This window comes from Dyella marensis (assembly GCF_049532885.1).
Lineage (GTDB): Bacteria > Pseudomonadota > Gammaproteobacteria > Xanthomonadales > Rhodanobacteraceae > Dyella_D > Dyella_D marensis.
In genome coordinates, this window is sequence record NZ_CP064029.1 from 2,661,125 (window position 1) to 2,682,682 (window position 21,558).

Sequence of the window (21,558 nt, forward strand, 5' to 3'; positions counted from 1 at the left end):
CGCGTGCAGCCGGTTTCCCTGCTCGACGCCAACGGCAAGCCGCGCTTCCTGCAGCCGGGCGAGTCGTACACGATGTCGGCCACGTTCCACCTGCCGCAGTCGATCAGCGGCAACTACAACGTCATCGTCAAGACCGACACCGCCACCACCAAGGACTGGTACTACAGCGAGCCCAGCTCGATCCGCGACGGCCTGGACGTGGTCACCGGCAACGGCCCGGGCGCCGTGCTGGAATTCCAGAACGAAGGCAACAACGTTTCCTCGATCGCGCTGCCGATCACCCTGGCCACGCCGCCGGACCTGCAGGTGAGCCTGGTCAGCGCGCCGGCCTCGGTGGTGGCCGGCCAGAGCTTCAGCGTCGACTACCACGTGACCAACGCGGGCGGCGACACGCCCAGCGACCAAGGCCAGTGGAACGACCTGATCTATCTCTCGCGCGACCGCTTCCTGGACGTCAACCAGGACCGCTACCTCGGCTACCTCGGCCACAGCGGCGGCCTCGCCGCGGGCGGCGGCTACGACGGCCACTTCTCGGTGACCGCGCCGCGCGACCTGGACGGCCCGTACTACGTGTTCGTGATCACCGATCCGGCGCGCGCGTTCGGCGCCGGCCCGTACGGCCAGGTGCTGGAATTCGGCAACGACCAGAACAACGCCACCGCCGCGCCGCAGCCGATGCTGGTGCAGACGCCGCCGCCGGCGGACCTGAAGGTCACCGACGTGACCGTGCCGCCGCAGGCGCAGGTGGGCGACACCGTCACCGTCAACTACACCATCGTCAACGACTCCACCAATCCGGCCTACGGCCAGTGGACCGACGCGATCTATCTGTCGATGGACAACGTGTGGGGCCTGGACGACATCCTGCTGGGCAAGGTCACGCACAGCGGCGACCTGGCCGGCGGCGCCAGCTACAGCGGCAAGCTCACCGCGCAGCTGCCGCCGCTGAAGGACGGCCACTGGCGCATCATCGTGCGTCCGGACCTGTACAACGAGGTCTACGAAGGCGGCATCAGCTACGGCCCGAACGGCCTGGTGATGGCGCCGGGCGAGGCCAACAACCTCACCGCCTCGGCCGCCACCATCCAGACCCAGGTGCCGCCGCTGGCCATCGCCAGCCCGCTGCAGACCACGCTGTCCAGCGGCGACGTGCAGCTGTACAAGGTGACCGTCGCGGCCGGCCAGACCCTGCGCGTGATGCTCGACGCGATGGCCGCCAGCGGCGACAACGAGCTGTACATCCGCTATGGCGACATCCCGACCACCTATGCCTACGACGCGGCCTACAGCAATCCGTCCGCGGCCGACCAGCAGGCGCTGATTCCCAGCACCCTGGCCGGCGACTACTACATCCTGGTGCGCTCGCGCAGCGGCAACGCGGTGCCGGCGACCCTGCGCGCCGACCTGCTGCCGCTGTCGATCACCAGGATCACGCCGGACAACGGCGGCGTCAGCGACGACGACCACCGCTGGGTGACGCTGGACATCTACGGCTCGGCCTTCCAGGCCGGCGCGCTGGTGAAACTCAGCCGTCCAGGCGTCTATGAGGCCGAACCGGACCGCTGGCAGGTGCTGGACGCCACGCACATCCGGGCCATCTTCGACACGCGCAACTTCCCGCTGGGCCTGTACGACGTCAGCGTGATCAATCCGAACGGCCAGAGCGTCACCGAGGCGAACCGCTATCGGGTCGAGCGCGGCATCGAGGACGACGTCACCATCGGCATCGGCGGCCCGCGCAATCTCAACCCGGGCGACGGTGCGACCTACTCGGTCTCGCTGCAGAGCCTGACCAACGTCGACACCCCGTACGTGCGCTTCGACGTCGGCGCGGTGGAGATGGGCTACAACCAGTACCTGCTCGACGGCCTCAACCTGCCCTACGCGATCTTCGGCTCCAACGTCGGCGGCTCGCCGTTCGGCAACGTCGGCGGCTCGCCCGCCAACAACCAGGCCTACGGCCAGACCGGCTCCACCCTGCCGCGCACCGATATCCCGTGGGCTGCGCTGGACGGCACGCTCAACACCGCCGGCTACAACCTGGCGCCGGGCTATGCCTTCGACGTGGCCGCGCACGGCTTCGTCGGCATGAGCTTCCGCCTGCAGACCTACCCGGGCCTCACCGCCTGGATCAACCGCGACTTCGCCGGCCTGCGCGACGCGCTGTACGCCACTCATCCGGACTGGAAGGCGCAGGGCATCCTCGATGCCGGCGTCAGCGGGCTGGACAAGATTTCGCAAGGCTTGACCGCGCGCTTCCTGTCCACCGACCCCGAAGACATCATCTACAAGATCGAAGCGCTGTCCGAGTCGTTCCAGTTGAACGTGGTGGCCGCCGCCACCGCGCTCACCCGCGACGAGTTCATCGCCGAGCAGACCGCCTACGCACTGAAGCTGCGCACCGCCGTGCTGGCCGACCCCGGCGCACCGAGCAACCTGGCCACGCTCGCCGCCGACGCCTCGCAGTGGGTGAACGGCTGGCTGGCCGCGCTGGAAAGCGCCGGCATGCTGCTGCCGGCCGACCAGGCGCCGCCGATCACCACCAACCCTCAGGTGGTCAGCCTCAACGCCACGCTCGCCGCCGGCATTCTGATGTCCAAGGGCGGCGACAGCTACCGCACCCAGGCGGACCTCCTCGGCTTCTTCGCCAAGGTGCAGCAGTGGTACGGCGATACGTCCACCTATGCCGGCGATCCGAATGCCGCCAAGGGGCCGATCGACCACTACGAGACGCGCACCGACGACGACGGCGACGAGATCGAAGTGCCGGTGCCCGCGCTGGCCGATCCGGCCGACTACGACCAGCACGCCGGCCGCACGCTGCAGTTCGAGAACTTCCAGATCTTCGTCGGCAGCCAGGCCGAGCTGGAGTACCTGCGCGCGCAGGGCCTGCTCGACGACAAGTTCAATCCGCTGCCGGGCAAGAGCCTCAACCTCACGCAGTACCTGCAGCTGGTTGCGCAGCAGGCCGGCGCCACCAATGCGGCGATCAGCGTGCAGGGTCCGCAGGGCCAGGCCGTGGCCGCCGATGGCAGCGTGTACGTGCCCGCGGCCACGCCGCTGCCGTATACCTTCGCCTTCAGCAATCCGACCGGCCAGGGCGTGGGCCAGATCCGCATCGTGTCGCCGCTGGATGCGGACCTCGATCCGCGTTCGGTGCGCCTGGGCGACCTGAAGATCGGCGACATCAACATCCATATCCCCGCCGACCGCGCCAACTTCCAGGGCGACTTCGACTTCACCGGCAGCAAGGGCTACATCCTGCGCGTCAGCGCGGGCGTCGACGCCGAAACCGGCATCGCCACCTGGCTGCTGCAGGCGATCGATCCGATCACCGGCGAAGCGATGCAGGACGCCAGTCGCGGCCTGCTCGCCGGCAGCAATGCCGGCGGCTTCGTCAGCTTCACCGTGGCCGCCGCGCCGGGTGCGGCTTCCGGCGCGAAGATCGCCATGCAGGCGCGCGTGTTCTTCGACGACACGCCGCCGATCGACAGCGCCACGCTCAACGTCACGCTGGACGCCAAGGCGCCCGGCACCACGGTCGCCGTCACCTCGCTGGGCAACAACGCCCAGGGTGCGCCGACCTACGACGTGAAGTGGAACGCGCAGGACGATGCCAGCGGCATCCGCTTCGTCACGGTCTACGTCGCCACCAACGGCGGCGACTTCAAGATCTGGCAGCGCCAGGTCGCCGCGGGCACGAACGAGGCGGTGTTCACCGGCGAAGCCGGCAACCACTACGAGTTCCTCGCCGTGGCCACGGATCTGGCCGGCAACCGCGAGGCGGCTTCGGTCAGCAATGCGGTGCTGCCGGACGACGGCGCGCGCCAGCAGGTGCTCGACGGCCTGGGCGTCACCCCGGGCGTGGACCAGACCGCGCAGGTGCCGCAGGCGCCGCAGGACCGCGACTACCCGGCCAACCCGCTGTTCCAGCAGGCCACGCAGATGCTGCCGGGCGCGGTGGCCGGCGTGAATGCCGGCGATCTGAAGAACGTGCTGGCGCCGTTCGCCGTGCGCGGTTTCGCCGACGGCTTCGCCACCGGCGCGGCCGACATCGGCGCGATGGCCATGGTGCAATTGCCGGATCAGTCGATCCTGGTCAGCGCCGGCCAGCAGCGCAACGAGGTGTACCGCTACGGCAAGGACGGCGGCCACGGCACCACGCCGCTGTTCGTGCTCGACCAGCCCGTGCTCGACATGGCGGTGGACGCGTACGGCCAGCTGTGGGTGATGACCGGCAACGAACTGCTGCAGGTGGATGCCGGCAGCGGCGCCATCGTGCGCCGCATGCAGGGCCCCAGCCAGCAGCCGCTGACGCATGCGCTGGCGATCCAGCCCGGCACCGGCGACATCTACGTCTCCGACGGCGCCGGCATCGAGGTGTTCCACCCGAACCAGACCGACCCGAACAAGGCCTGGCAGCACTTCAGCAACACCCGCGTGGGCGACCTCGCGTTCGGTCCGGACGGCCGCCTGTGGGGCGTGCGCTGGACCGGCAGTGACATCACCGCGGCGGACCCCAACGGCACGACCGACATCGTCAGCTTCCCGATGAGCGGCATCACGCTCGGCCGCGCCGAGCTGGAATACCGCATCAAGGGCGTGGTCGACAGCATCGCCTTCGGCGCACCCGGCTCGCTGCTCGACGGCATGCTGGTCGCTTCCGGCGCGCTGCCGCAGCACGTGCAGGTGGCCGGCGTGGCCGACACCACCAGCGGCTCCTCGGTGTGGACCATCGAACTGGCCACCCGCCGCGTGCTGCAGCTGGCCGGCGGCGGCACCCAGGGCGAGGCGATCCTCACCACCGCCGACGGCCGCATCCTGGTCGCCGAAACGCACCACATCGACGAGATCGCCCCGGCGCGCGCGCCGAAGGTGATCGCCACCAGCGTGCCGGACGGCGCACTGGTGCCGCTGCCGGTGGGGCAGATCGCGGTGCAGTTCGACCAGGACATGTGGCTGGGCACGGATGCGCAGTCGGCGCTGAGCGACGCGTCGAGCGTGCTCGATGCGGACAACTTCCAGCTGATCGGCAGCGGCACCACCATCACGCCGAACAGCGTGCGCTGGGATGCCGCCACCCATACCGCGTACCTGGACGTCACCGGCCTGCCCGCCGGCCATTACCAGCTCACCATCAACGGCAATATGCGCAGCGCCGCGCAGCTGCGCATTGGGCAGGACAGCGTCAGCGGCTTCACGGCGCTGCTGGACATGAGCAGCCATTTGCAGATCGCCTTCAGCAATACGCGCGCCGACCACGTTACCGGCGAGGTCAGCTACGACATCAAGCTCACCAATATCGGCAGCGACGACCTGCATGGTCCGTTGATGCTGCTGCTGGATCCGGGCGCTTATTTCGGCGGCGCCATCGTGGGCGCCACGCAGGGCGCCAGCGACAACCCAGACCTGTGGGTGATCGATCTCACGGCCGCACTGCAGGCGCTGGGCGGCAAGCTGGCGGTCGGGGCTTCCCTGGCCGATCTCACCGTGAGCGTGGTGCCCGCGAGCCACTTCACCGGCGGCCTGGCCGACCTGGCCAAGTTCAATCTCGGCCACGGCATCTACGCCGTGCCCGAAGCCAACATGCCGCCACGGCTGGGCGTGGTCGTCACGATCCCGGCGGCGCCCGCCAATGGCGATGCCGAGGACAGCGGCGACGACAGTGGCGAAGCGGCCAGCCCGACGACGGCAGTCGATTACGACACCGACAGCTTCGATACGCCGGCGACCGTCGGCCAGCCGTGGCAGGCACAACTCGACGCCGCGGACAGCGACGGCACCCGCTTCTACTGGCAGGTGGTGCAGGCGCCGGAGGGCATGACCCTGCAGGTAGCCGACGGCTATGCGCGCGATGATGGCGGCGTCTACCACTCGACAGCCACACTCACCTGGACGCCCGGCACACGCGCCCTGGCCGATACGCTGGTGATCATCCGCGTGCAGGACAGCCGCGGCGGCGTGGCGCTCCGCACCCTGCATATTCCGGTCAGCAACGGCAACCGCGCGCCGATCCTGGCTAACCAGGGCACGGTCACGCTGGATGAAGGCCAGTCGCTCACCCTGCCGGTGAGCGCTGCCGATGCCGACGCGGACGCACTCACCCTGAGCATCCGCAACCTGCCGCCCGGCGCCTCGTTCGACGCGCGCACCGGCCTGCTGAGCTGGACGCCGACCTACGACCAGGCCGGCACCTATCGCGACGTCACCATCGTGGTAAGCGACGGCATCAGCACGGTCACCGAGCGTTTCGACATCATCGTCAAGCAGGCCTGGGCCACGCCGGTGCTGTTGCCTCCCGCACCGCAGACGCTGCGCGAAGGCGATGCGTTCGGCTTCCAGCTGGCCGGCACGATGCCCGGCGGCTTGACTCAGGCGGACGGCACCACGATCGCCCTGTCGTATAGCGCCGCCTCGCTTCCCGGCGGCATGAGCATCAACAGCGAAACCGGCTGGCTGGCCTGGACTCCCGGCTACGACCAGCACGGCGATTACAGTGTGGCCGTCACGCTCACCGCCACCTTCGCCCTTCCCGGCGGCGCGACCGTGGTCCGTTCGACCACCCAGACGATCGCGCTGCACGTGCTCAATGCCAATGGCGCACCGCGCTTCGACGACAACCTCGGCAGCCCGTGGAACACCATGGAGGGGCAGCCGCTGCGCATCAGTGTGTTCGCCTTCGATCCGGACAACCCGGGCTTCGCGCCCAAGCTGCGCCTGGGCACCGACAAGCCCGCCACCGACCAGGGTTCGTCTTCCGCGGCAACGGTGAGCTATCGCGTGCTTGGCCTTCCCGATGGGGCGAGCTTCGATGCCGATACGCTCGAGATCGATTGGACTCCGGGCTACCAGCAGGCCGGCACGTACCACATCACCGTGATCGCCACCGACGATGGCGACGGTACCGGTACTCCGGCAACCTCGCAGGTCGTCATTCCGATCGTTGTGGCGGATACCAATCGCGCCCCGGTCATCGCGCCGATCTCAGCGGCGATCATCAACCAAGGCGCCACGCTCGACCTCCCCGTCGACATCAGCGACGTCGACGGCAATGCCCTCCAGATCACGGTGAACGGCCTGCCACGCTTCGCCACGTTCACGCAGAACTCAACCGGCACGGATGGCCACGTCACCGGAACCATCCATTTCGCTCCCGGCGACAATGACCGTGGCGATTACACCTTGACCGTCATTGCGCTCGACGACGGCAATGGCGATCCGTCCCGCGTGCTGGCTTCCTCGGTGCAGTTCGTGGTCACGGTGCGCAGCCAGACCGAACCGCCCGTATTCGTCCTGCCCAGCCAGATCGTCGCCGTTGCCGGCCAGCCGGTCAGCCTGCCCGTGCTCATCAGCGACGCCGACCAGGACCAGCTCAGCCTGGCCGCCAGCGGCCTGCCGCTGGGTGCGTCGCTGACCATGCAGGCGCAGTACGGCCACGCGCTGCTGAGCTGGACGCCGGACGCCGACGACATCGGTCCGCATGACATCACCATCACCGTTTCCGACAGCGGCCTGCCCCCGCGCGACGGTGGCTATCCCACGCCGGACCATCCGGTGCCCAACGTGGTCAGTCACACCATTCGCATCATCGTGCGCGCGGCCGACACGCCGCCGCAGGTACTCGGAGTGCAGTTGAACGGCACGGCGGTGGCGGACGCCGGCGCGGATACGCCGATCAAGCTGTCTTCCAGCGAAGGAACGCCGCTGACGCTGGACGTGTTCGCCCGCGACGCCGACGCGGACCTGATCAACTGGACGGTTGCCGGCCTGCCGCCGGGCATGAGCCTGGACGTGCCGGCCGCCTCCGGCGGCGCCCACGCCGTCCTGCGCTGGACGCCCGGACTGTTCGCGGCGCAAAGCGACAATCTCAACGGCGCGAGCCCTGGCACCTATCGCTTCACCGTGACGGCCAGCGATGGTGCCGCCAGCTTCACCCGCAGCTTCGAGCTGCACGTGACCGACGTCGATCAGGCCCCCGCCCTGTTGCCGCTGCCGCTGCAGCTGGTGAACGAAGGCGGCACGCTGTCGTTCAACGTGCGCAGCATCGATCCTGACGGCGATCCGATCCATCTGAGCATGGTCTATGACGACACCACGCCGGCCGGCGTGGCCTTCAACAGCACCACCGGTTACTTCGAATGGTCGCCGGGCTTCGGCACGGTCGACAACGCGCTTGGCCAGAGCAAGGATTTCACCTTCACCTTCCGCGCCACCGACGGCACGCTGGCCACGACCCAGACCGTCAGCGTGCGCGTGTTCGACACCAACCGCGTGCCGACGGTAAGCGTAAGCAGCCATGCCGTGACGGTCGGCCAGACACTGACCATTCCCGTGCAGCTGGGCGGCGCACCGGTGGCCGGCGGCCTGCAGGCGACCGACCCGGATGGAGCTGCCCAGAGCCAGGCGCTCGCGGTGAGCTTCACCGGCCTGCCCGAAGGCGCCGTCTACGACGCCCCTCTGCAACAGCTGGTATGGACACCCGGCCCCGGCCAGGTCGGCGATTTCGTGGTCACCTTCGTGGCCAGCGACGCTAACGCCACCGTGCGCAAGACCTTCACCCTGCGGGTAGCCGCCGACGCCAGCGCCAATGCGCCCGACGTGCTGGTCGACGTCGTGCCGGGAACGCCGGCCTTGCCCGGCCAGTCGGTGCTGGTCACCGTGCGCGCCAGCGGCTTCAGCGCGATCGCCTACACCACGGTGCAGGTGCGCGGCACAGGCCTGGGCAACGATCAGTGGCAGACGGTGGCGCTCGATGCCTCCGGCCGCTTTCGCATCCAGGCGACGCAGCCCGGCGTGATCGAAGTGCGCGCCGTGGCGACGGATGCCGACGGCTTCGTCGGCACCGGATCGCAGCTCATCCTGATCCGCGATCCGGCCGATACGGCGGCGCCTGCGCTGGCCTGGACAGGCGCGCTGGCCGGCGCCGCGGCCAGCGGCCAGCCGCTGGTGCTTTCCTCCGCAGCCCAGTTGCAGGCGAGCATCGACGAACTGCAAAGCATGGGTTATCGGCTGCAGATCGCCATCGACGGCTCGGACGCATGGCAGACCATCGCGGCGCAGGATGCCGATGGCATCGCCATGCACCAGCAGCTCGATCTGGCCATGTTCGACCCGGCCCTCTACCGCAATGGCGTCTATCGCCTGCGCCTCACCGCGTGGGATCTCAGCGGCCGCAGCAGTGAGATCGATGCGCGCCTGGTGGTAGACAGCGCGACCAAGTCGTACCCGTACACGCAGGTCAGCGATGGCGTGTACCAGCTCGGCGGCCATCAGCTCGCGCTGACGCGTGGCACCGACGGCACCAGCACCGGCGACTTCGGCAACTGGACATGGCAGGGCTTCCAGTCCGACCTGAGCACCGACCAACTGGCGCAGACGGCTACCGGCGCCACCGCGGCCTGGATGGTCGGCGCGCGAGTATGGCTGCAGATGCCGGCCGATCTGGCCAATCCAACCGCGCCGCTCGTCAACTTGTCCTTCACCCTCGGCACTGCTCCGCTCGCCGTCGCCGTCGCCGGCGGCCAGGGCGCACCGCGCGCCTATCAGGCGAGCTTCACGGGCGATCAGGGCTGGCAGCTGCTGGTGCAGGACGCACCGCCACTGCAGAAGCTCGGTAGCCAGCTGTTCGGCCAGGACAGCGGACTGCCTTGGCGTCCCGGTGGCTTTATCCTGGTTGCGCCGGACGGTACCCGCTACCTGCTCGGCAGCGATGGACGGCTGACCGGCGCGCAATTCGCCGACGGCACGCAATGGCAGATTTCCGACGCTGGCGTCGCGCTGGTAAACGGCAACGCGCAAGACCGCGTGGACTTCATCCGCGATGCGCAGGGGCGCGTGGTCCTGGTCACCGGACCCGGCGTCGACGGCACTCGCAGCACCGCCTATCGCTACGACAGCAAGGGCCAGCTGGTCCTGGTGCGCGAGGTGAACAGCAACGGCACCGGCGTCCCCTACGGCTACGGCACCGATGGCCTGCCGTATGCGGATCCGATCGCCGCCAATCTCGGCACCGCGGCAGGTTGGATGGGCAACAGCGGCGCCAATCAGTGGAGCGGCAACCTGCAGGCCGGCGCGCAGACCACGCTGGCGTTCCAGGTTCGCGAAAGCGAGCTCGCCTCCACGGTGAAGACGCCTGGGGCGCAAGGCGCAGTGCTGGTGGCAGTGAGCGCGCAATGGAGCGACGCGCAGGCTACGCTCGACGTGGTAGGCGGCGACGTCCTTGGCAGCACCATCCACGATGGCGTGCACACCTGGATCGTACGCATCACCGAAGCAGGCCTGAAACTGCTGCGCCTGCACGGCGACGGGGCCGCCAACGTGCGCGTCACGATCGCCGGCGACCTCGACGGCAATGGAACGATCGACGGCGCCGACAGTGCGCTGTGGGCGCAGGACGCCGCCAGCGGCAACCTGGCCGGCGATCTGGACGGCAATGGCGTGGTCGATCAGGCCGACCGCCAGCTGCTCTATGCCAATTACGGCTTCCACGCCAACCTGCCGCCGGCACCCGCCGCCACGACAGCGATCCTGTCCACGCATACCGGCCTGGCCGCCGGCATTTCGCTGGCCGACGTCGCGCGCGACCAGGATGGCGACGCGCTGTTCTGGACCGTACTCAGCGCCACTCACGGGACGGCGCGGCTGGGCGCCGATGGCCACACCCTGATCTTCGTGCCGGAGCCGGGCTATAGCGGCGATGCAAGCATCTTCGTGCGGGCCGACGACGGCTACGGCGCGAGCGCTCCGATCGAGATCCACGTGGCGATCAGCAGCGCCAGGTTGACCGCCATCCACATCCAGCCCCTGCCCGACCTGGCCCCCGGCCAGACCGTGCCGGTGCGCATGACAGTGGACTTCGAAGACCAGGCTGGCGTCGACGTAAGCGACGATCCCGCCTACCTGTCGCTCGCCGCGCAAGACCTCACGGCCATGGGTGGCATCTTCACCGGCGCGTTCAGCGTCAGCGACGACCGCGATCTGCTCGTATGCCGCGGCGCCGGCCCCGGCCTGATCGTGGCCACGCATACCGATGCCAGCGGGCATACGGTCAGCGCCGTGCTTGCCGTCAATGGCATCGCGCTCCCGGACGAAGACGGCGACGTGCCCGGAGCCGACCTGGTGGTTACTCCGGACGTCTATCCCGACACCTTGTCGCTGGTGCCCGACGGCACCCGCCAGCTCAAGGTGCAGCTGACCGACCCGGTCACCGGCCACGCGGTACAGGACATCAGCCAGGCCCGGCCGGACAGCAGCAGCGGCACGCGCTACGTCTCCAGCGACGAAAGCATCGCCACCGTCAGCACCACGGGCTTGATCACGGCCCTGCGGCCGGGCACGGTCACCATCACGGTGATCTTCCTGGGCAGCAGCGTCGATATCGACGGCACCATCGCCGCACAACGCATCGGCCAGGCCACGGTAACCCTGCATGTGGAAGCCGCGCAGCTCACCGACGACGACGATGGCACGGCGGCACCGCAACAGGTGGTGGTCGATCACGCACTGGGCGGCAACGTCAGCGCCGCCAGCGGCGAAACCGTGATGATCGGCGCCGGCGTGCTGCCTGCCGACGCAGCGGTCGCGATCCGTCGCATCGACATCGGACAGATCCAGCAGAGCACGGGGCTCGCGCCGCCGGCACCGGGCGTGCTGCAGGCGCTGGGTGCGTTCCGCCTCGACATCGGCGACGCCGCCACCAGGTATCCGCTGCAGCTCGCGATCCCCGTGCAGGACAGCGCACTGGTTCAACCGGGCGAAGAGGTGATCTTCCTGCGCAAGGGCAGCGTGCTTGGCGCGGACGGTCTTTATCACGACACCTGGTGGCTGGTGGACAACGGCCACGTCGGCAGCGACGGCATCGCGCGCACCGCCAGCCCGCCCTACAGCGGCCTGGACAGCTCGGGCGAGTACGTGGTGTGCCGCCGCCTGCCGGGCGTGGTGGGTTCGAGCTTCGACCTGGGCGTCGGCATCGGCGACTGGGCCACGTTCGGCGGCCTGGGCATCAGCCTCGCCGGCGGCCTGGCCGGCATCGACGTGTCTTCGGAAATCATCGGCATCATCGCCAGCGCGGCCACGACGATCACCGCCGGCAGCTACCACTTCGGCGTGCCGCAATTCGCCGACATTCCGTTGCCGCAAGTGGCCCCGGGCGATACCTACCACCTAGACGTCAGCGATGCGCTGCCGCCGGCGACGACGCCCTATGGTCACGTGGTGGTGCCGAACATCAGCAGCGCCAGCGCGGACAGCGACCAGGGCACGCTGAAGTTCACCATCGCCAGCGCCGATCCCGGCGCCTTCGCCGGCGATCTGGTACTGCGCGTGCTGTTCCCCGACGGCTCGCATCGCGACGTGCAGACCCTGCCCGGCGGCACCCAGGGCGACATCAGCATCACGCCGCCGCAGGACATTGCCGTCGGCAGCGTGCGCTGGCAGCTGGTCCGCAAGATATCCACGCAGACCATGGGCGGCTCCGGCACGCTCACCGACAGCGCTCCGCTGGAATTCGCCGGCAACGTCGTGTCGATCCGGCCACAGCCCAACATGGCGGCCATCCTCACCCGCACCGGCGTGCAATTCGTGCGCGAGCACGACCAGAGCACGATCGCGCAGGTAGCTCTGCTCGACTTGCTCGGCTCGCCCAATGACCTGGACGGCACCTACCTCACCGGCAACAAAGTCCAGGACATCGCATTCTCCGGCGATCTTTCGCGCTGCTACGTCGGCGGCAACGGTGTCGTCTATGTCATCGACACCGTGACCTTCCGGTTGATCAGCACGATCGCCATCCCTGGCGGCCACAACATCACCAGCCTGATCTCTTCCGGCGACCTGCTGTTCATCGCCGAAGGCCAGAGCTTCGGCAGCGGCGCCGCGGGCAACCAATTGCGCGTGATGGACATCGATCCGGCCAGCCCCACCTACAACCAGTGCGTGTCGATCCAGGGCACCGGCGTGGAGTCCTCGCCGCTGGGCATCAGCGGCATGACTATCGGTCCGGATGGCAAGACCCTGGTGGTTGCGGTGCCGGTCAATCCGAACAGCGTTTCGCTGGGCGATCCGAACAAGCGCGGCAATGTGCTGGTGCTGGATCTTTCCACTCTCAACTTCCGCACCGGCCAGATCGCGCCGCCCATCGTCGCGGCCTTGCCCGGCGACGGGATCAGCGGCAAGTCGCCGCAGACGGTCAGCGCCACGGCGGATCCGAACCGCTATCTGGTCACCGATATCGCCGACTACAACCGTGGCCTGTCCACCCTGGTCATCACGCGCGACGGCAACGGCCATATCTTGTCGGCGACGATGACCGCGATCCAGATGTCGCAGCCGGACAATGCCGTCCAGATCGACCGCCTGGACATCCAGCGCGCGCAGAGCGCCGTGCTGGTGAAAGTGGATGGCGTGGAGTACGCGATCGTCGCGGACGACAACTACAACTTCAACGATCCGTACTGGAAGGCGATGTTCGAGGCACCGGACTTCATCTTCTCGCCGTTCGGCCCGCCGGTGGCGGTCGGCGGCAGCGCGAGCGCCAAGAAGGTCAACGTCGGCGGCAAGCTCGGCATCATCAAGGACCCCTTTGGCATCGGCGGTACGCCGCAATTCCTCGGCGCAACCCTGCCGCTCGACGGCTACGGCATCATCGATCTGAGCGTATCGGCCGATGGCAAGGTGCTGCTCGGCCAGCTCAAGGGCGGCTTCGGCAGCGACATCACGCAAAGCCAGCAGAACCCGAACCAGAACCATGCCTGGAGCGTGGACGAACTGATCCAGGCCGCGCTCGCCCTGCCCGACCAGGACCGCCAGTCCAAGCACATCACCCTGCCCGGCGACGCCGAACAGCTGATCCCGCCGCCCGGCGGCACGGCAGCGCCGCCGGCGAGCACCACCTTCGATCCGCCGCCTACGGAGGCAAAGGTCGACTATGACCGCCTGGGTGACGTAATCAATATCGACGCCAAGAAGGTGATCGCCTACGCCATCCTCGGCCTGCCCTCGCCTTATGCGAAGCTGACCCCGGCACAGCAGGCTCAGGTCGCGGCCAAGCAAAGCCAGATCACCGAGCTCATGGTCAACCTGGACCAGTTCTCGCTCCTGCCCGCCGAGATCGACCGCTACAGCGGCGCCGATACCGCAGCCTCCCGCGGCGTGACCCTGGTCACTCGCGGCGGCGGCGCAGCTAAGAGCATCGTCAGCGATGCCAGCGGCTTCGCCAGCAGCGGCCTGTTCTATGTCGCGCCCAACCTCACCGATGCCGACGAAACCAGCTTGCGCCTGGGCATGGCTCTGGCGGCGAAGTCCGGCACCTTCGAAATCAGTTACACGCTGAAGAAGGATCTGGCAGGCATCGCGCAGGGCGGTCACAGCATCAAGCTCACCGTCAACGCCACGGATGCGCCGGGAGTGGGCGTCAATGCCCTGACCGGCGACCGCAACCTGGACAATCCGGGCTATTCGGCCTTCACCCTGTCCGCCGACGTCAAGGTCGGCGCACCCGCTACCACCGATGCCCAGGCGCTGGATGTGTGGAGGGTCGAGCAGCGCCTGAAGTATCTGGGCATACCGGCCATGGGCATGAACGGGACCGCGCTCAATCAGCCGGTGGAGTTCGTGGAAGACGGCGTGCTCGGCGAAGCGGAAGGCCGCGCCCTGCAGCTGTTCGACAAGATCGTCCACTACAGCGCCACCAACAACAAGTTCGGCAACTACACGTTCAAGACCCTGGACAGCAACGGCGATGACGTGCAGTGGCTGAACTCCTACAACGCCCCGCACTGGATGCAGTTCTTCGCCAGTAATCCGGCCGGCGGCTTCCAGGAAAGCAACGCGCGCCTAGGCACGGCAACCCAGTGGAAGAACCTGCAGACGGCGGCGACCGGCTCGGTGTATGGCACCAGCTGGACCTTCGACCTGATGATCGCCTCGGCCGGTGCGGCCACCGGTTCGGCGGCCGGCAGCGCGATGCACGGCGGCCAACCCCTGCTGTTCAACGGCGCCGGCGAGTTGGGCATGGCGCTCAACCTCGGCATCGATCCGCAGTACGTGTCGTCCAAGCCGACCGGTAACGACAAGGGCAACCAGCAACAGGTCGATCCGGACGAGCTGTTGTTCGGCCTGATGCAGAACAACGGCGGCATCACGGACGCGCTCAACACCAAGAAATGGAACGAGGACAACGCCCAGGCGCTGGCCAATCTGCTGGTCAACCCCAATCGCACCAATACCAACGGCGCGACCGACAACTCGCAGGGCGCCAATAACCAGAAATATGCCCTGGGCGACTTCCTCGCGGTCTATACGGCCACGCAGCAGGGCACCAGCGCGGGGGCATGGAACAACATCCAGCTCTCCGGTTCGGGCAACCAGGACCTGATCCGCGCCGCCCTGTTCGGTGATGGCAAGCAGGCGACCGGGCTGATCGATGCCAGCAGCCTGCTGCTGGGCGGCGAAGGCATTAGCTACAAGATGACCCCCAAAGTGCTGGCCGCGATCATGGGGCGCTCGGAGGCCGAGGTCACCCCCTACGTCGATCCGCTGAACGAGGCCATGAAGGCCTTCGGCATCAATACGCCCAAGCGCATCGCGGCCTTCCTTGGCCAGGTGAAGGAAGAATCCGGCGGACTGCACGCGCAGACCGAAGGTTTCAACTACGACCACGAGGGCCTGAAGGACACCTATTCGGTCATGGCCGCCGGCAATCCGCCCCTGGGCGACTCGTATGGTCGCACCGATGTCTACTCGCGCAATGCCGACGGCACGATCAAGCGCGATGCGAAGGGACACCGGATCAAACTGTCCACCGGACCGGCGGTGGACGAAGCCGGCCAGATCGACATCGCCAACGTCGTGTACAAGACCACCAACGGCAACGTCTGGAATCCCACGCGCGCAGCCAAGGACCAGGACGCCTGGGTATTCCGGGGACGCGGCCTGATCCAGCTCACCGGGCGAGACAACTACCAGGCCGCCGTGAACGGCCTGGTGACCGCGGGTCTCATCACGCAGGCGCAGGCCGACGTCCTCGTCCGCCCTGCCAGCAGCACCCTGATCAGCGATCCGTCGGCGATCGCCAGCGATCCACGCCTGGCCGTCCTGTCGGCCGCATGGTTCTTTACCATGCACAACGGCCACAACCTCGCCGTCGCTGCTGATTCGGTGAATTTCGGCGACAACGCCGCCTTCAAGCGCGACATCACCCTGCCGATCAACGCCAAGGCCAAGAACGAGGACAAGCGCGAACAAGACTGGCGCGATGCGCAGAAGGCGATCTTCAACGGCAACGCCTACGGCAACATGACCGACGTCCTCAGTGCCCTGGGCATCAAGGCCACTAGCCAGAAGGGTTACGAGAACCAGTTCGGCATCTCGCTACGCCCGCCGACCCGGCAGAGTATCGTCACGATCGCGCCGCTGACCGAGGATTCGGTCGCCGGGAACAGCGCCGACGCCGGCGGCGGCACGATCGTCAATACGCCATCCCTGGCGGACGTCAGCAGCTGGTCGCAGACGGCGGCGGGCACGGACCTGGCCGGCGTGGTCCAGGCTGCGGTCGGCGCTCTGGGATCGCTGGACGACCTCGCAGGTGGCGTCGTCGGACAGACCCAGGGCACGGACGCGCAGGCCGTCATCACGCTCGACCTGAGTGCGGCGGGCAACGGCTGGTACCTGGGCAATATCGGCAGCAACGACGACTACCTGCCGACCGCCGATCCCAACGTCTGGATCGCCAAGGCAGGCAGCGCGGCGGCCAACAAGATGGATCTGCTCAGCGTCCTTCTGCACGAATATGGCCACGCGCTGGGCATGCAGCACAGCGCCGACGCCGCGGACTTCATGGGCGCGGAGCTGAAGGTCGGTGAACGCAGGCTGCCGACGGCGGCCGAACTGACGCAGATGATGCAGCTCATCAGCCAAATGAAGGCGGCCGGCACCACCACGACGCAAGCGCAAGCGACCGGCACGACGGCAGTAACCGTCACCCAGGGCATCGCCGCGGCGACGCAAGGCCCAGCCGGCGACACAACCGCCTCGATCGTGGCCAATCCCACGCTCGAGAACGGCGGCATGGGCAGCCTGCAGGGCTGGAGCAGCGGCGGCAACGTACACGCGGACACCGCAGGCGCCACGCTGGAAGAGAGCCCGACGAGCCAGACCCGCCTGAGCCAGGCCTTCGTGGTCAGCGCCAACGACCAGTTCTTGCGCTTCACCGTCAGCGGCGTCACTCTGCAGAACCCGGGCGACATGCCGGAAGACGCGTTCGAGGCAGCCCTGCTCGATGCGCTCACCGGCGCTTCGCTCGGCGGCAGCATCGACTTGAGCCGCACCGACGCGCTGCTCAACCTGCAGGGCGACGGTCGGGCGCACGTCGCGCAGGGCGTCAGCTATGTGACGAATGCCGACGGCAGCCGCACGTATCTGGTCGACCTGCGCGGCATCGCCGCCGGCACCGCGGTGAACCTGTCGTTCGACCTGCTCGGCTTCGGCCCCGCCGGCAGCCACGTCACCGTCAGCGACGTGGCCCTGATGGGCCTGCCGCAGGCCAACGACGACCTGGTGCAGGACCAGGAAGACACCGCCGTCAACTTCAACGTGCTCGGCAACGACGTCAACGCCGCCGGCGCCACGCCCACCGTGGTCACCGGCCCGGCGCATGGCACGCTCACCTTCAACGCCGACGGCAGCTTCACCTACGTGCCCGACGCGCTGTACTACGGCAACGACAGCTTCACCTACCTGCTCGACAACGGTAAGGCGCAGTCCAACCTCGCCACGGTCAACCTCGCCATCGCGCACGTGAACCATGCGCCGGGTGCGAACGACCTGACGGTGACGCTGCAGGAGGACGGCACGGCGATCGTCGACCTGCGTCCGTTGAGCTCGGACGCGGATGGCGACGCCCTCACCTACCGCATCGTCAACCAGCCGCAGCACGGCTCGCTGACGCAGAACGCGGATGGCACCTACACCTACACGCCGGGCGCGCTGTTCTACGGCGACGACAGCTTCACCTACGTCGCCAACGACGGCACCGCGGATTCGCCGGTGGCCACCGTCAGCCTGGTGGTGATCCACGTCAACCACGCGCCGATCGCCATCAATGCGCAGGTGCATACGCCGGAGGAACAGGCCTACAGCGGCCAGGTGCTGAGCTACGGCACCGACGTCGACGGCGATCCGCTCACCGCGGTGCTGGTCAGCGGCCCGCAGCACGGCAGCCTGCAGTTCAACGCCGACGGCAGCTTCACCTACACGCCGGACGCGCTGTACCGCGGCACCGACAGCTTCAGCTACCAGCTGAGCGACGGGCAGCTCACCTCGGCCGTGGCGACGCTGACCTTCACCATGGATCCGGTGAACCACGCGCCGACGGTGGCCGACCTCAACGCCGTCGTGGCCGAGGAAGGCCTGCTGGCGATCGATCCGCGCAGCGGCGCCAGCGACGTCGACGGCGATGCATTGAGCACGGTGATCGTCAGCGGCCCGCAGCACGGCACCCTTACCCGCCTGGCCGACGGCAGCTACCAGTACGTGCCGGATGCGCTGTACCGCGGCGACGACAGCTTCAGCTACAAGGTGAACGACGGCACGGTGGATTCGAACGTCGCCACGGTGAAGATCACCGTGACGCCGATCAACCACGCGCCGACCGCCGCCAATGCCGATGCCACCTTGCCGGAGGACGGCAGCCTGACGCTGGATCCGCGCAGCGATGCCAGCGACGTCGACGGCGATGCGCTCACCGCCGTCATCGTCAGCGGCCCGGCCCATGGCACGCTCACGCAGAACGCCGACGGCAGCTTCACCTACGTGCCGGACGCGCTGTACCGCGGCAGCGACAGCTTCAGCTACAAGGTCAACGACGGCACCGCCGATTCCAACGTCGCCACCATCACCCTGACCGTGACGCCGGTGAACCATGCGCCCACGGCCCAGGACGGCAGAGCCACGGTGGCCGAGGACGGCGCCATCGTGCTCGACCCGCGCGGCAACGCCAGGGATGTCGACGGCGATCCGCTGTCGGTGGTGATCGTCAGCGGTCCGGCGCACGGCGCGCTGGTGCGCAATGCCGATGGCAGCTTCACCTACACGCCCACGGCGTACTACGCCGGCGGCGACAGCTTCACCTACAAGGTGAACGACGGCACGGCCGATTCCAACGTGGCCACCATCGTGCTGACGGTGACGCCGGTGAATCACGCGCCGGTGGCGGTGAACGACACCGCCGCCACCGACCAGGGCGTGCCGGTGACCATCGACGTGCTGGCCAACGACAGCGACATCGACAACAGCACGGGCGTCAACGCCGGTTCCGGCCGCGCCGCCAACGCCGGCCTCACCGCGCGCATCGTCAGCCAGCCGGCCAACGGCACGCTTACCGTGAATGCGGACGGCACGCTGACCTACAAGCCGAACGCGGCCTTCAGCGGCACCGACAGCTTCAGCTACGTCGCCAACGATGGCGTGGTCGATTCGGCGCTTGCCTCGGTAACGATCACGGTGCGCGCCACCAACCATGCACCGGTCGCCAACGACGACACGTTCAACGGCAAGCAGGGCCAGCCGCTGAACTTCAACCCGCTGTCCAACGACACCGACGCCGATGGCGATGCGCTGTCGCTGGTGCTGGTGTCCGGCCCCGCGCACGGCACACTGACGCGCAATGCGGACGGCAGCCTGAGCTATATCTCCAGCGGCAGCTGGACCGGCACCGACACGCTCACCTACCAGGCCAGCGACGGCAAGTCGCTGTCCAACGTGGCGACGGTGCGGCTGGTGGTGGCTTCCGCCAACCAGGCGCCGGTGGCGGCCAACGATACGGCACGCGTGCACAACAACCAGACCGCCAACATCCGGGTGCTTGCCAACGACACGGATGCCGACGGCGACGCGCTGAGCTCGCGCATGGTGGCGGGACCGAAGCACGGCAGCGTGGTGCACAACGCCGACGGCAGCTTCAGCTACACCGCCGACTGCGGCTACACCGGCACCGACACGTTCACCTACGTGGCCAACGACGGCAAGGCCGATTCCAACCTTGCCACCGTCACCATCACGGTGCTCGGCCCGAACCTGCCGCCGCTGGCCTTCGACGACGGCGCCTGGGTCAACGAGAACGGAGCGGTGAAGATCGATCCGGTCGCCAACGACTGGGACATCAACGGCGACCCGCTCACCGCGCGCATCCTGTGCGGCCCCAGCCACGGCAGCCTGGCGCTCAACGCCGACGGCACCTACACCTACACGCCGGATGCGAACTGGTACGGCCTGGACGGCTTCACCTACGCCGCCAACGACGGCCAGTTCGATTCCAACCCGGCGATGGTGTGGATCCACGTGGCGCACGTGAACCAGGCACCGGTGGCCAACAACGATGCCGTGACCGCCCGCGCGGGCCAGGCCACGCGCATCGACGTACTGGCCAACGACAGCGACGTGGATGGCGACAGCCTGCATGCCACGCTCACCGCCACGCCGAAGCACGGCACGCTGACGCGTAACTGGGACGGCAGCTTCAGCTATACCGCGCAGGCGGGCTTCGTCGGCACCGACACGTTCGTGTACGTGGCCGACGACGGCCAGCTGAAGTCGGCTCCGGCCACCGTGACCATCACGGTGCTGGCGCCGAACCATGCGCCGGTGGCGCGCGACGACCAGGCCACGACGAACGCCGGCACGCCAGTGCGCATCGACCTGCTCGCCAACGACAGCGATGCCGACGGCGACAAGCTCGCCGCCCGCATCGTCTGCGGCCCCTGCCACGGCACGCTCAGCCTCAACCCGGACGGCAGCTACACCTACACGCCGAACAAGGGCTGGTACGGCACCGACAGCTTCAGCTACCGCGACAGCGACGGCACGGCCGACTCCAACACCGCCATGGTGTGCATCACGGTGGCGCCGGTGAACCACGCGCCCACCGCGCGCAACGCCAGCTTCCAGGTGCAGAAGGATGGCAGCGTGTGCATCGACTTCGGCTGCCTGATCGGCGACGTGGACGGCGACTGCCTGACGCTCACCCTGGGCAAGGCCGCGCACGGCACGCTGACGCGCAACTACGACGGCAGCTACACCTACCGTCCGGCGCATGGCTATACCGGCACCGACGGCTTCGTGTACATGGTCAGCGACGGCAAGCTCAGCGCCACCGCCACCATCAGCCTCAACGTGGTGGCCGGCGGCGGTTGCTGGAACAGCCAAAGCGTGATGGTGTCGGCCGATGCGGCGGTGTACGGGTGGTCGGCAGGCAGCGGCGGCTACATCATCGTGCGGCGCAGCGCGGCCGACGACAGCGCGGCGGCCATCGATTGGCAAGGTTCGGCGGAGGGTGGCATCGGTACGTCAGCCAACGTCGGCGGCACCTGGTGGAATGCCCTGCTGGACGGAGCGTTGCCGGTGCAGGACGATTTGGCGGAGCGTACGGGGCTGAGCGTACCCAAGCCCCATTGAGCAGCCCGCCCACTCGCGCCTTCGGTCCGGGCGCGAGTGGGCGGCACACACCAGCTAAAGCGGAGCTTGCCGAAGAGTGCGGTCGGCTCGCCAGATCCCTTGCAGGAAATC

General features: G+C 68.1%; 1 protein-coding gene (running past one end of the window). It reads left to right on the forward strand.

Translation table 11 applies throughout. The features are described 5' to 3' along the window. Positions 1–21,447 carry the 3' portion of an Ig-like domain-containing protein gene (locus ISN75_RS11555; protein WP_343820194.1) on the forward strand. The gene continues 16,884 nt to the left of window position 1, outside the view, so 21,447 of the gene's 38,331 nt are visible here — the last part of the coding sequence; its start codon lies off the left edge, out of view; it ends in the stop codon at positions 21,445–21,447. The last annotated feature ends 111 nt before the right edge of the window (positions 21,448–21,558 follow it).